This window comes from Agromyces bauzanensis (assembly GCF_014645655.1).
GTDB classification, from domain to species: domain Bacteria; phylum Actinomycetota; class Actinomycetes; order Actinomycetales; family Microbacteriaceae; genus Agromyces; species Agromyces bauzanensis.
Genome location: NZ_BMMD01000002.1, coordinates 91,975 through 105,751 on the forward strand (window position 1 = coordinate 91,975; position 13,777 = coordinate 105,751).

Annotated in this window: 11 protein-coding genes and 1 tRNA gene; 5 read left to right on the forward strand and 7 right to left on the reverse strand. The window is 72.7% G+C overall.

All coding sequences use genetic code 11. The features are described from left to right. Positions 1 to 7: 7 nt before the first annotated feature. From rho to IEX31_RS02750, 7 genes are all read right to left on the reverse strand, one after another. Positions 8 to 2,245, reverse strand: coding sequence for a transcription termination factor Rho (rho, locus tag IEX31_RS02720; RefSeq protein WP_229662064.1), 2,238 nt, complete (start codon positions 2,243 to 2,245; stop codon positions 8 to 10). A gap of 266 nt (positions 2,246 to 2,511) precedes the next feature. Beyond that, positions 2,512 to 3,471 carry a homoserine kinase gene (gene thrB, locus IEX31_RS02725; protein ID WP_188741907.1) on the reverse strand — a complete coding sequence of 320 codons (960 nt, stop codon included), beginning with the start codon at positions 3,469 to 3,471 and terminating at the stop codon, positions 2,512 to 2,514. Beyond that, a complete protein-coding gene (gene thrC / locus IEX31_RS02730) occupies positions 3,468 to 4,565 on the reverse strand; it encodes a threonine synthase (protein WP_188741908.1) in 1,098 nt (365 codons plus the stop codon). Before thrC ends, thrB begins: the two co-directional genes overlap by 4 nt. Beyond that, positions 4,562 to 5,872, reverse strand: coding sequence for a homoserine dehydrogenase (locus IEX31_RS02735; RefSeq protein WP_188741909.1), 1,311 nt, complete (start codon positions 5,870 to 5,872; stop codon positions 4,562 to 4,564). The genes thrC and IEX31_RS02735 overlap by 4 nt, the downstream gene beginning before the upstream one ends. Continuing rightward, a complete protein-coding gene (lysA, locus tag IEX31_RS02740; RefSeq protein WP_188741910.1) occupies positions 5,869 to 7,332 on the reverse strand; it encodes a diaminopimelate decarboxylase in 1,464 nt (487 codons plus the stop codon). The genes IEX31_RS02735 and lysA overlap by 4 nt, the downstream gene beginning before the upstream one ends. 393 nt (positions 7,333 to 7,725) lie before the next feature. Next, positions 7,726 to 8,490 carry an LmeA family phospholipid-binding protein gene (locus IEX31_RS02745; protein WP_188741911.1) on the reverse strand — a complete coding sequence of 255 codons (765 nt, stop codon included), beginning with the start codon at positions 8,488 to 8,490 and terminating at the stop codon, positions 7,726 to 7,728. After that, positions 8,490 to 10,163 (reverse strand): arginine--tRNA ligase, encoded by a 1,674-nt coding sequence (locus IEX31_RS02750; protein ID WP_188741912.1) that lies wholly within the window; start codon positions 10,161 to 10,163, stop codon positions 8,490 to 8,492. The genes IEX31_RS02745 and IEX31_RS02750 overlap by 1 nt, the downstream gene beginning before the upstream one ends. A gap of 39 nt (positions 10,164 to 10,202) precedes the next feature. Here IEX31_RS02750 and IEX31_RS02755 point away from each other — a divergent pair, with 39 nt between their 5' ends. The 5 genes from IEX31_RS02755 (at position 10,203) to IEX31_RS02775 (ending at position 13,756) form a co-directional block, all read left to right on the forward strand. Beyond that, complete coding sequence (locus tag IEX31_RS02755; RefSeq protein ID WP_188741913.1) at positions 10,203 to 10,820, forward strand: iron ABC transporter ATP-binding protein; 618 nt, start codon at positions 10,203 to 10,205, stop codon at positions 10,818 to 10,820. A gap of 13 nt (positions 10,821 to 10,833) precedes the next feature. Then, complete coding sequence (locus IEX31_RS02760; RefSeq protein ID WP_188741914.1) at positions 10,834 to 12,030, forward strand: ROK family transcriptional regulator; 1,197 nt, start codon at positions 10,834 to 10,836, stop codon at positions 12,028 to 12,030. 72 nt (positions 12,031 to 12,102) lie between these two features. Next, a tRNA-Arg gene (locus IEX31_RS02765) sits at positions 12,103 to 12,175 on the forward strand. Positions 12,176 to 12,432: 257 nt separating this feature from the next. Then, on the forward strand, positions 12,433 to 12,966 hold the full coding sequence (locus tag IEX31_RS02770) for a sigma-70 family RNA polymerase sigma factor (RefSeq protein ID WP_229662065.1): 534 nt from the start codon (positions 12,433 to 12,435) through the stop codon (positions 12,964 to 12,966). Beyond that, the gene (locus tag IEX31_RS02775; protein WP_188741916.1) at positions 12,953 to 13,756 is read left to right on the forward strand and encodes a hypothetical protein; all 804 of its coding nucleotides are present in this window, start codon (positions 12,953 to 12,955) and stop codon (positions 13,754 to 13,756) included. The genes IEX31_RS02770 and IEX31_RS02775 overlap by 14 nt, the downstream gene beginning before the upstream one ends. Positions 13,757 to 13,777: the final 21 nt, after the last annotated feature.

A 13,777-nucleotide genomic window follows, 5' to 3' on the forward strand; every position in this document is an offset into this window, starting at 1 on the left:
GGATGCCTCAGCGGTGGTCGGACTCGTGCCCGTGCGCGTGGGCCGTGCCGTGGCCGTTCGCGGCCACCGGCACCGACTTCTGCATGAGCAGGAGGAACTCGGCGTTCGACTGGGTCTCCTTGAGGCGCCCGAGCACGGCCTCGAGGGCCTGCTGCGGCTCGAGGCCCGCGAGGGCGCGGCGGAGCTTCCACGTGATCTTCACCTCGTCGGGCGACAGGAGCATCTCCTCGCGACGCGTCGACGACGCGTTCACGTCGACGGCGGGGAAGATGCGCTTGTCGGCAAGCTGGCGCGACAGGCGCAGCTCGGAGTTGCCGGTGCCCTTGAACTCCTCGAAGATCACCTCGTCCATCTTCGATCCGGTCTCCACGAGCGCCGTGGCGAGGATCGTGAGCGACCCGCCGTTCTCGATGTTGCGCGCGGCGCCGAAGAAGCGCTTGGGCGGGTACAGCGCCGACGCATCGACGCCGCCCGAGAGGATACGACCGGAGGCCGGCGCGGCCAGGTTGTAGGCACGGCCGAGTCGGGTGATCGAGTCGAGCAGCACGACGACGTCGTGGCCGAGCTCCACCAGGCGCTTGGCGCGCTCGATCGCGAGCTCCGCGACCGTGGTGTGGTCCTCCGCCGGACGATCGAAGGTCGAGGCGATGACCTCGCCCTTCACCGTGCGCTGCATGTCGGTGACCTCCTCGGGGCGCTCGTCGACGAGCACGACCATGAGGTGCACCTCGGGGTTGTTGGTCGCGATGGCGTTCGCGATCTGCTGCAGCACGATCGTCTTGCCGGCCTTCGGCGGCGCGACGATCAGGCCGCGCTGACCCTTGCCGATGGGCGCGACGAGGTCGATGATGCGCTGCGTGAGCTTGGTCGGCTCGGTCTCGAGCCGGAGGCGCTCCTGCGGGTAGAGCGGCGTGAGCTTCTGGAACTCTACCCTGGCGGCGGCCTCGTCGGCCGACTGGCCGTTGATGGAGTCGACCTTGACGAGCGCGTTGTACTTCTGGCGGCTGTTGGACTCGCCCTCGCGCGGCTGCTTGATGGCGCCCACGACCGCGTCGCCCTTGCGCAGGTTGTACTTCTTCACCTGGCCGAGCGAGACGTAGACGTCGCTCGGACCGGGGAGGTAACCGGTCGTGCGCACGAAGGCGTAGTTGTCGAGCACGTCGAGGATGCCGGCGATCGGGATCAGCACGTCGTCATCGAGGATCTCGGGCTCGATCTCGTCGGTGCCGGCGCCCTGGCCGCGACGCTTGCGGTCGCGGTACCGGCTGCGCCGGCCGCCCTCGCCCTCGCCCTGCGGCGCCTCGCGGCTCTCACGGCCCTGGCTGCGCCCCTCGGCGGGCTGCTTGCCGGGCTCGGCCTCGGGCTGGCGCTCGCGCGCGGGCTTCCCACCCTGTTCCTCGCCCCTGCGGCCGCCGTCGCCGTTCTGGCGCTCGCCCCCCTGGCCGTTGCGGCCCTGGCCCTGGCGCTCCTCGCCGGCCTTCTGCTGCTCGTCGCCGCCGCGCTCGACACGGTCGCCGCCCCGGCGGCCCCGGCTGCGGCTGCGGCCCTGGCGCGGCTGCTCGGCGGTCGCCTCGCCCTCGCCCTCGGCGGGCTGGACGCCGCGGGCGCCCTCGCCCGTCGCTGCCGCGAGCTGCTCGCGGACCGCCGCGCGCGCGGCCTCACGGGCCTCCGCATCGACGTCTGCCGGCACGAGCGAGACGCCCCCGCCGCCGTTGTTCACGTGCTGGAGGGCCGACGTCGACGCGGTGGTCACGCGTCGCGGCAGGCGAGCCTGCCGCACCGGCGGCGTCACGACCGGGGCGTCAGCCGTCGCGTCCGGCTGCGAAGCGCCTGCGGGCGCGGCTTCGGGGGCCGCCGTCTCTGCGGGCGCGGCTTCGGGGGCCGCCGTCTCGGGCGCCGGCTCGGCCAGCGCCTCGACGGCGGATTCGGCGGGCGCTTCGGCGGTGGCGGACTGCTCGGTCGGAACCTCGATCGCTGGCGACGCGGGAGCCTCCGACGCGGGAGCCTCCGACGCGGGAGCCTCCGACGCGGGAGCTTCGGTCACGGCCTGCTCGCCGGGTGCGTCGGCGGCGACGCCCGCGTCCTGGTGAGCGGAGATCAGGTCCACGAGTTCTCCCTTTCGGCGCTTTGAGGCACCCGCGATGCCGAGGGAGGCGGCGAGCTCCTGGAGCTCGGCGACCTTCAGGGCGCTCAGGCGGGTGCGGTTCGCCACGCTCACGTCGGCGTGGTCGGTTGCGTTCGTCACTGGGTATGTTCCTTTCCCCTGGTCGCGAGAGATGCGACCCAGGAGAGCTGATCGCTGGCACGAGCGATGTCCGTGCGCGGTGGCGCAGACATGCGCGAGAGCGTAGGCAATGAATTGCGGGAAGTGCACGATGCGGCCGGATGATGCGGTACTGATGCGTCGCCCGCCGGGTGCGTTTGCAATTCTAACACCGAACCGAAGGGGGTCCATGCGCGCGACGCGCCCGGAGCGGCGTATGACGCTATGGCCCGGCCGAGGATGGCCGGTCAGCGCGAGGCGTCGGTCACCGTCGACCCCAGGAAGTCCACGGCGAGCGGCAGCGCCTGCCACGCCGTGTCGGCGGACTCCTCGACGAGGCGGATCGCATCGGCCCGCTCGCTCGGGTCGCTCGCGAGCACGAGGATCGACGGACCCGCCCCGGACACGACCGCCGGATGCCCCGCCGCCCGCAGCACCCGGATGAGGCGATCGGTCTCGGGCATCGCCTTGGCGCGGTAGTGCTGGTGGAGCTTGTCCTCCGTGGCCGCGAGCAGCAGCTCGGGGCTCTGGATGAGCGCCGCGATGAGCAGCGCCGAGCGGGACACATTGAACACGGCGTCCTCGTGCGGCACCGATTCGGGCTGCAGCGAACGCGCGAGCGCCGTCGACATCTCATGCTCGGGCACGAGCACGAGCGGGGAGACGCCGCGATGCACGATGAGCTTCTTGTGCCTCGGGCCTTCGGGCGTCACCCACGCGATGGTGAGTCCGCCGAAGAGCGCGGGTGCGACGTTGTCGGGATGTCCCTCCAGCTCGGTCGCGAGCTCGAGCAGCTCGTCGGGGGTGAATTCCACGATGCCCGCGAGCAGGCCCTTCGCGGCCATGACGCCCGCCACGATCGCGGCGCCCGAGGATCCGAGGCCGCGGCCGTGCGGGATCGAGTTGTGTGCGACGAGACGGAGCTTCGGCAGGGGAACGCCGGCGCGCGCGAAGGTGTGCGCTATGGCGCGCACGACGAGGTGCGACTCGTCGAGCGGCACCTCGCCCTCGCCGACGCCGTGCACCTCGATGTGGTGGTCGGCGGCGTCGGTGGCCTCGACGTCGAGGTCGTCGTATTGGGCGAGCGCGAGACCGAGCGTGTCGAACCCCGGGCCGAGGTTCGCGCTCGTCGCGGGCACCTTGACGTGCACCGCCCGACCCACGAGCGACTCGGCCAGCGAACCCGCAGCGGCGGTCGCGGCGGTCATGCCGAGAGCCCCAGCACCTGGGCGATGGCGACCACGTCGACCGGCACGACGGTCGGCTTCACCTCGCTGCCGTCCGGGAGGCGGAGCGCCCACTGGGGGTCCTTCAGCCCGTGACCCGTGACCGTCAGCACGACGCGCGCGCCGGACGGCACGGCTCCCGCGGCCGAGCGCTCGAGCAGGCCCGCGACCGAGATGGCCGACGCGGGCTCGACGAAGATGCCGACCTCGGTCGAGAGGATGCGCTGCGCCTCGAGGATCTTGTCATCGTCGATCGCGCCGAAGTAGCCGTCGGTCTCGTCGCGCGCCTGCAGCGCGAGCTCCCACGAGGCGGGGTTGCCGATGCGGATGGCGCTCGCGATGGTCTCGGGGTTCTTGACGGGCTCGCCGCGCACGATGGGCGCGGAGCCGGACGCCTGGAAGCCGAACATCCGCGGCATCCGCGTGGCATTGCCCGCTGCGACGTCCTCGCGGTAGCCGCGCGTGTAGGCCGTGTAGTTGCCGGCGTTGCCGACGGGGATGAAGTGGAGGTCGGGCGCGTCGCCGAGCACCTCGACGACCTCGAACGCCGCAGTCTTCTGGCCCTCGATGCGGTCGTTGTTCACCGAGTTCACGAGGTGCACCGGGTAGGTGGCCGCGAGCTCGCGCGCGAGGTCGAGGCAGTCATCGAAGTTGCCCTGCACCTGGAGGAGCTTCGCGTTGTGCGCAATGGCCTGGCTGAGCTTGCCCATGGCGATCCTGCCCTCGGGTACGAGCACCGCGGCCGTGATGCCCGCGTGGGCGGCGTAGGCCGCGGCCGACGCCGACGTGTTGCCGGTGGAGGCGGCGATCACGACCTTCGCGCCGTGCTCGACGGCCTTCGTGACGGCCAGCGTCATGCCGCGATCCTTGAACGAGCCGGTGGGATTCATGCCCTCGAACTTCACCCACACGTCGGCGCCGGTGCGGCGCGACAGCGCCGGCGCGGGCAGGAGCGGGGTGCCGCCCTCGCCGAGGGTGACGATGGGCGTGGCATCCGTCACGTCCAGCCGGTCGGCGTATTCGCGGATGACGCCGCGCCACTGGCGTGAGGAGGCCTTGTGGGTGGGCTGGTTCACACTGCTCCTTCGACTCGGAGGACGGATGCGACGGATGCGACGACTGGACTCTCGGCGAGGGCGGCGACGGTCTCGGCGAGCGCGGACTCCTTCGCCTCATGCGTCCCGATCACCAGCGTAGCCCGCTCGGCCGCGCCGCTCACGGTCTGCTGGAGCTGCTCGACCGAGACGCCGTGCTGGGCGAAGACGCGGGCGATCTGCTCGAGCACGCCCGGCTCGTCGGCCACCTCGAGCGTGATGGCATAGCGCGTCGTGATGCGGCCGATGTCGAGCACAGGCAGCTCGGCGTGCGTCGACTCCGCCGTGCCGGGGCCGCCGATGACGTGGCGGCGGGCGATCGCGACGAGGTCGCCGAGCACGGCCGACGCGGTCTGCACTCCCCCGGCGCCGGCGCCGTAGAACATGAGCGGCCCGGCCGCCGCAGCCTCGACGAAGACGGCGTTGTTGGCGCCGTGCACGGCGGCGAGCGGATGACTCCGCGGCACGAGTGCGGGGTAGACGCGCGCCGAGACGCCCTCCTCGCCGGTCTCGTCGTCGACGAGCCGCTCGCTGATCGCGAGGAGCTTCACGACGAAGCCGGCGCGCTTGGCGGACTCGACCTGGTCGGCACTCACGCCGGTGATGCCCTCGCGATGCACGGCCTCGACGGGCACGCTCGTGTGGAACGCGAGACTGGCGAGGATCGCCGCCTTCTGCGCGGCGTCGTAGCCGCCGATGTCGGCGGTCGGGTCGGCCTCGGCGTAGCCGAGCTCGGTCGCGGTCGCGAGGGCGTCCTCGAGCGACGCCCCCGTCTCGTCCATGCGGTCGAGGATGAAGTTCGTGGTCCCGTTCACGATGCCGAGGATGCGGTTGATGCGGTCACCCGCGAGGCTCTCCCGGAGCGGCCGGATGATCGGGATCGCGCCGCCGACGGCCGCCTCGTACGACAGCTGCGCGCCGACCTGCTCGGCCGCCGCGAAGAGCTCGGGGCCATGGATGGCGAGGAGGGCCTTGTTGCCCGTGACGACGTCGGCGCCCGACGCGATCGCCTTGAGCACGAGCGTGCGCGCCGGCTCGATGCCGCCCATCAGCTCGATCACGATGTCGCTGCCGAGGATGAGCCCCTCGGCGTCGGTCGTGAGGAGCTCGGCGGGCAGGTCGACCTCGCGTCGTGCCGAGGGGTCCCGCACGGCGATGCCGACGAGCTCGATGCGCGCACCGACCCGCTGCGCGAGCTCCTCGGAGTGCTCGAGCAGCAGCCTCGCCACCTGCGAGCCCACCGACCCGGCGCCGAGGAGGCCCACGCGGATGGTGCGGTACTCGATCATGCGGTGGGCCCTCCTGCGGACTCGGATGCGTCGGTATGACCGGATGCCGCGGATGCCCCTCCGGCGTCGCGCGGGGCCGCGTCGAGTCCGGCGTCGCGCGCGAGCAGGTCGGACTCGGTCTCGCCGCGCACGATCACGCGTGCGACGCCGTCGCGCACGGCGACGACGGGCGGCCGCGGCACGTGGTTGTAGTTGTTCGCGAGCGACCAGCAGTAGGCGCCGGTCGCCGCCACGGCGACGACGTCGCCAGGCTCGATGTCGTGCGGCAGGTAGTCGGCGTCCACCACGATGTCGCCCGACTCGCAGTGCTTGCCGACGATGCGCATGAGCGCCGGCGGCGCATCCGACACCCGAGACGCGATGCGGGCCGTGTAGTCGGCGCCGTACAGCGCGGTGCGGAGGTTGTCGCTCATGCCGCCGTCGACCGAGACGTAGTGGCGCCACCCGCCCTCGATGGGCACGGGCTTCACCGTTCCGACCGTGTAGAGCGTGACCCCGGCCGGGCCGATGATCGAGCGCCCGGGCTCGAAGGCGAGCCTCGGCACGGGCACGCCGTGCGAACGGCAGGCCGCGGCGACGGCCTCGGCGATGCCGCGGGCGATCTCCTCGATGGGCGTGGGCTCGTCGGCCGACGTGTACGCGATCCCGAATCCGCCGCCGAGGTTGAGTTCGGGCACGGGCGCGAGCCGGGCGAGTTCGGCGTGCGCCGCGAGCAGCCGCTCGGCGGACTCGGCGAACCCGGCGGAGTCGAAGATCTGCGAGCCGATGTGGCAGTGCAGTCCGAGGAAGTCGAGCGACGCGTGCGCGCGGATGCGGATGCCGAGCTCCACGGCGCGCTCGAGGGAGACGCCGAACTTCTGGTCCTCGTGGGCGGTGGCGAGGAACTCGTGCGTCGAGGCGTGCACGCCGCTGTTCACGCGGAGCCGCACGGGCTGGATGCGGCCGGCGCAGGCCGCGGCATCCGCCACCCGTTCGATCTCTGCCTCGCTGTCGATGATGATCGACCCGACGCCCGCGGCGACGCCGCGCTCGATCTCGGCGATCGACTTGTTGTTGCCGTGGAAGCCGATGCGGGCGGGGTCGGCGCCCCCGGCGAGCGCGACCGCGAGTTCGCCACCTGTGGCGACGTCGACGCCGAGGCCTGCCTCGCTGACCCAGCGCACGATCGCGCCGGAGAGGAACGCCTTGCCGGCGTAGTAGACGGTCACGGTCGTGCCGACGGATGCCGCGGCCCGCTCGAATGCGGTGCGGATCCGTGCCGCGCGGGCTCGCGCATCGGCCTCGTCCACGACGTAGAGCGGCGTGCCGTACCGCTCGGCGAGCGAGGTCGCCGTCGCGCCACCGACGACCAGCCGACCGGCGGCGTCGCGGTGCGCGCCCGCGGGCCAGACCTCCGGGGCGAGCGCGTTGGCGTCATCGGGAACGCGGAGCCATCCGGGTACTGCTTCGGTGGATGCCACGGGGAAACCTCACGGGACGTAGCGGGTCGACGGGTCGCTCGCGGCGAGCGAACCCGGATCGGTTCCTGAAGCCTGCTGCGTGCCGCCCTTGTGGGGCGGCCTCCCCGAGTCTACCGAGGCGTCGCGGGCGGGCCGAATCGGTGACGTCTCGCGGCACGCCACCGCGAGGGCCCGCTTCCGCCACCGGTGCGGCTGCCGAGTTGAGGTCATCCGCACCGCGCGTTCCTCCCATCGGTGCGGATGACCTCAACTCGTGCCGATCTTCGCGACGACTTCGGGTCGATATCCCTCCCTGCCTCGGGAACCCGCGAACGTCGGTGGGTGGCAGCCATCCGTGCGCGCCTGGTCGCCGCCGCCCCCCGTCCCCCGCGGCACGCGCGCGCGGAGCGCCGATCAGTCGCAGCTGCCGGCGCGGGCGAGGCTCGCCTCGTCGAACATGAGCCCCTGCGCACGCAGCTCGACGGTCGCCGTGCCGGGCGAGATCGCGAGGTCGTGCACCTCGACTCCCTCGGGCAGGTACTGGGCGACGCAGATCGAGAGCGGGTCGTCGCCGAGCAGCCGGCCGACGACGACCGACACGTCGACCATGCCGGCCCCTGACGTGAGCTCGACGCCCTCGGGCAGGAGCAGCACGCTCTCGCCGGCCGCCGTCGGGCGGGCGGTCGCCGTGTAGTCGAGGCTGAACCCGAGCACCTCGATGGTGCCCGCGTACCCGACGAGGCCGTCGCCGAGCGTGAAGGCTCCGGTGACGCCCGGCACCGACACCAGCCGGTTGAGCGACTCCTCGTCGACGGTGACCGTGCCGACCACGGACCGCACCGGCGACGCGAGATCGACGGGCACCCCCTCGCCGATCACGTCGACCGCGACCGGGGTGCCGTTCACCGAGAGCTCGGGCGCGGTGAGCTCGACGCGGTCCATGGTGCCGGAGAGGTACTGTGCGATGACCGAGAACCCGCCGATCTCGACGTCGACCTCGCCGTCGATGCCGTCTGGGAGGCTGGCGCGCACCTGCTCGCCGAAGCGGTCTTCGGCGATGCCGCGCACCACGACGTCGGCCACGACGAGCAGTGCCGCGAGTGCGACGACGATCGCCGCGAGCGTGCCCCACACGCGACCGGTGCGGCGGCGCGGCGGCACAGCCGACGGCGTGGACATCACATGCGCTCGGGCGCCGAGACGCCGAGCAGGTCGAGGCCGTTGCGGATCACGTGGCCGGTCGCGTCGTTCAGCCACAGGCGGGTGCGGTGCAGGTCGCCGACGGGCTCGTCGCCGAGCGGCAGCACGCGGCAGTTGTCGTACCACCGGTGGTAGAGGCCGGCGAGCTCCTCGATGTAGCGCGCGACGCGGTGCGGCTCGAGCAGCTCGGCGGCATGGGCGACGATGCGCGGGAACTCCTGCAGCCCCCCCAGGAGCGCCGACTCCGTCTCGTGCGTGAGCAACTCGGGCGCGAACGTCGAGCGGTCGACCCCGACGGATGCCGCGTTGCGGTCGACCGCGGCCGTGCGTGCGTGCGCGTACTGCACGTAGAAGACCGGGTTGTCGTTGGTGCGGCGCGTGAGGATCTCGGGGTCGATGGTGAGCGGCGAATCGGCCGGATAGCGCGCGAGGGTGTAGCGGAGCGCGTCGGTGCCGAGCCAGGCCTGCAGGTCGTCGAGCTCGATGATGTTGCCCGCGCGCTTCGAGAGCTTCGCCCCGTTGATGCTCACGAGCTGGCCGATGTACACCTGGATGTCCCGTTCGGGGTCGTCGCCGGCTGCTCCGGCGAGGGCCTTGAGCCGGTGGATGTACCCGTGGTGGTCGGCGCCCAGCAGGTAGATCTTCTTCGTGAACCCGCGGTCGCTCTTGTCGAGGTAGTAGGCGGCATCGGCGGCGAAGTAGGTGTACTCGCCGTTGCTGCGCCGGATCACGCGGTCCTTGTCGTCGCCGAAGTCGGTCGTGCGCACCCAGACCGCGCCATCCTCATCGAAGACGTGACCCTGCGCGCGCAGCCGCTCGACGGCGGTGTCGACGTCGGAGAGCCCGTCGTCGCCGCGGTCCTGCAGGCGGCGCTCGCTCGTCCACACGTCGAAGTGCACGTTGAACCGCTCGAGCGACGCGCGGATCTCGGCGAGCTGCAGCTCGTAGGCGATCTCCTTGGCCGTGTGCAGCGCGACGTCGTTGGGCAGCTCGAGCAGGTGCGGCTCGCGCTCGAGCACGCGCGCCGCGAGGTCGGCGATGTACCGGCCCGGGTAGCCGTTCTCGGGCGTGGGCTCGCCCTTGGCGGCGGCGAGCACCGATGCCCCGAAGTTGTCCATCTGGGTGCCGGCGTCGTTGATGTAGTACTCGTTCGCGACCTCGGCGCCCGCCGCCCGCAGCACGCGGCTCATCGCGTCGCCGAGCGCGGCCCACCGGGTGTGGCCGATGTGGAGGGGCCCGGTGGGGTTCGCCGAGACGAACTCGAGGTTGATGACGTCGCCGGCGCGGGCGTCGCTGTGCCCGTACCCGGCGCCCGCCTCGACGATGGTCTTCGCGAGCGCGCCCGCCGCCGCGGCGTCCAGCCGGATGTTGATGAAGCCGGGGCCGGCGACCTCGGCGCTCGCGACGCCGTCGACCTCGCCGAGGGCGGTGGCCAGCTCTGCGGCGAGCTCGCGCGGGTTGGTGCCGAGCGGCTTCGCCACGCGCATGGCGATGCTCGAGGCCCAGTCGCCGTGCTCGCGGAGTTTCGGTCGCTCGAGCGTCACCTGGTCGGCCGTGAGCGCGAGGGAGACCTCATCTCCGGCCGCCCGACGCCGCTCGGCGATGCCGTTCACGAGGTCGGACAGGATACGCGAGAGGTCGTCGGGAGTCACCCGCGAATCCTATCCGCCGCGATTGGTAAGGTTCGTCACATGCCGCGCCCGATCCGCCCCGCCACGACCCGTTCCGCGGTCCTCGTTGCCGCAGCATCCATCGCCCTCCTCTCCGGATGCACCGGCACAACGCCCGAACCCACCGCGTCGGCCGCCGCGACCACGGCACCGGCGACACCCGGTTCGACGGCCGTGCCCGAGCCGACCGAGACGGCGGAGCCGCCGGTTCCGTTCGAGGTCGCGTGCGACGCGCTCATCACGGCCGACCAGCTCTACGCGTTCAACCCGAACTTCGGCGCCGACCCCGGCTACGAGCCGCAGGCCGACGCGGTCGTCATCGCGGTCGAAGAGGACGCGGGCACCGCGTGCGGCTACCTCAACCAGACGAGCGGCGAGGTCATCGAGATCGCCGTCGCCACGCCGAACGAGCAGGCCGGCGAGGCGCGGCGGAACGACGCGGCGCTGACGAGCACGCCCGTGCCGACCTATGGCACGCCCCCGGAGGTCGAGGGCTACTTCGACCAGGCGGGCGGTTCGGGCGAGGCGCAGGTGTTCAGTGGCCCGTACTGGATCGTGGTGCACTCCCCCGCGCTCTTCGAGCCCGGCGACGCGCAGCAGCTCGTGGAGTCCGTGCTCCAGAACCTGCCGGCCGCCTGATCGGACGACGACGGTGACGGCCAACTCCGCGACGGGCACGCCCTCCTGGCTCGGTGCCGTGAACGACCGCGCCGGACTCGCGGTGCTGCTCGAGCACGGGCCCCTGACCCGCAACCGCATCTGCGAGCTGGTCGGGGTCTCCAAGCCCACGGCCTCGCAGATGATGTCCCGGCTCCTCGCGGCCGGGGTGATCGAGGAGCGCGGCCGCACGTCGGGCGCGGCCGGCCGTAGCGCCGTCGTGTACGCCGCCCGCACCGACCGCCCGCTCGGCGTCGCCCTCGACCTCGACGCCTTCGAGCTGCGCGCGACCGTCGTCGACGCGACCGGCGGCGAGCGGCCGATCGTGCGCTTCGACCTGCCGCGCGACCCGACCGAGCGCTCGGCGGTCGACGAGGTGACGCGGGCGATCGCCGGGGCGAGCGCCGCGGCCGGCACCGATCCCGCCGAGGTGCACTCGGTGTGCATCGGCATCCCCGGGTACGTCGACCCCGGCGAGACCGGCGAGCTGTTCAGCGAGACGCTGCCCGGCTGGCCCGTGCGAGGGCCGCGCCGCATCCTCGAGACCGAGCTCGGCCGCACCGTGCACATCGAGAACGACGTGAACCTCGCCGCACTGGCCGAGCGCGAGCACGGAGCGGGAGCCGACAGCGACGTCTTCGTGCTGCTGTGGCTCGGCAACGGCGTGGGTGCGTCCTTCGACGTGACCGGCGACCTGCACCGCGGCAGCTTCGGCGGCGCCGGGGAGATCGGCTTCCTGCCGCTGTCGGTCGAGGCGAACGCGATCGATCCCGGAGCGCGGACCGTGCAGGACCTCGTCGGCGGCCGCGCGGTGGCGCTGCTCGCGAAGCAGTACGGCATCGAGGCGAGCGGGTATCACGCGACGCGCGCGGCACTCGAGGGCCATGACGCCCACGCGGCGCGCGAACAGGTGTTCCATGCCCTCGCCGAACGCGCGGCTCACGTCGCGCTCCCGCTCCTGGCGATCCTCGACCCGGGCCGCCTCGTGCTGGCGGGCCCATCGGCGAGCCTCGGTGGCCCCGCATTCGCGGCCGAGGTGGGCCGGGTCATCCGCCGCATCAGCCGTTGGAGCCCCGAGGTGGTGGCCACCGGCGTCGACCGCGATCCGGTGCTGCGCGGGGCCCGCCTGCTGCTCGCCGGGAAGGTCCGCGACGAGCTCCTCGACACCGTCGCGAGCGTGACGTGGGCGTGACCGGCCTCGCCGGTTGCGCACCGGCCGGTGTGCGGAGCGGAGGGTGCGCAGTGGTAGTCTTTCCAACTGTGCGCCTCCGTAGCTCAGGGGATAGAGCGCCGGTTTCCGGTACCGTAGGTCGGGGGTTCGAATCCCTCCGGGGGCACGTTGTGATGAGCCGGATCCGGTCAGCTCGCTGAGGATCCGGCTCGTTCCGTTTCCGGGTCGCGCCGCGTCCGCCGTCCGCGGGTCGGGGAGCGCCGGCGGAGCCGACGCGTCTCGGATCCGGGCTTCCGCAAGGCGGGTTTCGAGACGGCTGCGAGCGGCCTCCTGAACCCGCGGGCTTGGCTCTCCCCAACGAAACGGCCGTGCCGCTCGTCTGAAAGGATGACGGCGGAATCGCCGCCGTCGGGAGGAGCACGGGTGGCCCGGTCGTGGGACGAGGTGGCGACACGGCTCGTCGTCGAGCGCGGCGACGCGTTGAGCCGCTACGCGTACCTGCTCACGGGCAGCGTCGACGACGCCGCCGACCTCGTGCAGGACGCGCTCGTGCGCACGTTCGGCACGCCGAGGCTCGGCATGACGCTGCCCAGGGCGGAGGCCTACGTGCGGCGCGCCATCCTGAACGCGGTCATCGACCGGTCGCGACGCGACGGCACCTGGCGCAACGTGCGCCACCTCGCCGTGGAGCCGGCCGCGGTCGACTCCCCCGCGTCGGCCACCGACGAGCGGCTCGACCTCATCGAGCGGATCCGCCGACTGGCGCCGCGCCAGGCCGCGTGCATCGTGCTGCGGTACTACGAGGACCTCACGGTCGACGACGTGGCACAGGTGCTCGGCATCAGCTCCGGCGCCGTCAAGCGGTACCTCAGCGATGGGCTACGGGCCCTCTCCTCCTCGATCGATCCTGCGGGCGCGCGCGCCGCGCGGAGCGGAGGCAGCCATGTCGGCTCCTGACCCGAACGGCCCCCGCGGGCTCGGGGAGCAGTTGAAGCGGGCGGCGGATGCCGCAGCGCCGAACGCGATCGACGTCGACGAGGTGCTGCGGCGCAGCCGGGCCGCGAGGCGCAGCCGTCGCACGGCGCTCGTGAGCGGTGTCGGCGCCGTCGCGGGCGTGCTCGCCGTCACGGGGCTCGTGTTCGGGCTCCAGGGGATCTCCGGTCCCACCGCGACCGACGGCCAGGTCGCCCTCGAGTCGGCGGACTCCGGCGCCGCCTCCCCCGAGTCGGCAGGGAACGGCACGCTCGACGACGCGGCGGGCTCGCGGCTCGTCGCGCCGCACCTCGTGAACCGCTGCGGTGCACCGGTCGTTGCGCCGACGGATGCCACGTCGAGCCCGCTCGCCGTCACGGTCGCCCCGCCCGCGGGCCGTGTTGCCCGAGGCTCCGCGGCGACCGTCGTGATCACGGTGACGAACACGGGCGACGACGTCGTTTCGGGCAAGATCGCGGCGAGTATTCCCGTCACGATCGCGGACGACGGCGTCACCGTCTGGCACTCGGGTCCCGGCGACGACACCCCGGCCATCCAGGTCAGCATCGCGCCCGGCACGTCCATGTCGCTCGAGGCGGAGTTCGAGACGAAGGACTGCACCGAAGCCGACGAACCGGGCGAACCGCTGCCACCCGACGTGCCCGCGCTCGAGCCCGGCGAATACGGGCTGGGCGCCGTCGTCCCCTTCACCGACGCAGACGGTGCGAGCACCGTGTACCTCGTCTCCCCGCTCGCCCCGTTCACGGTCGGCTGACTCCGAGACCGCCCCGCGCCC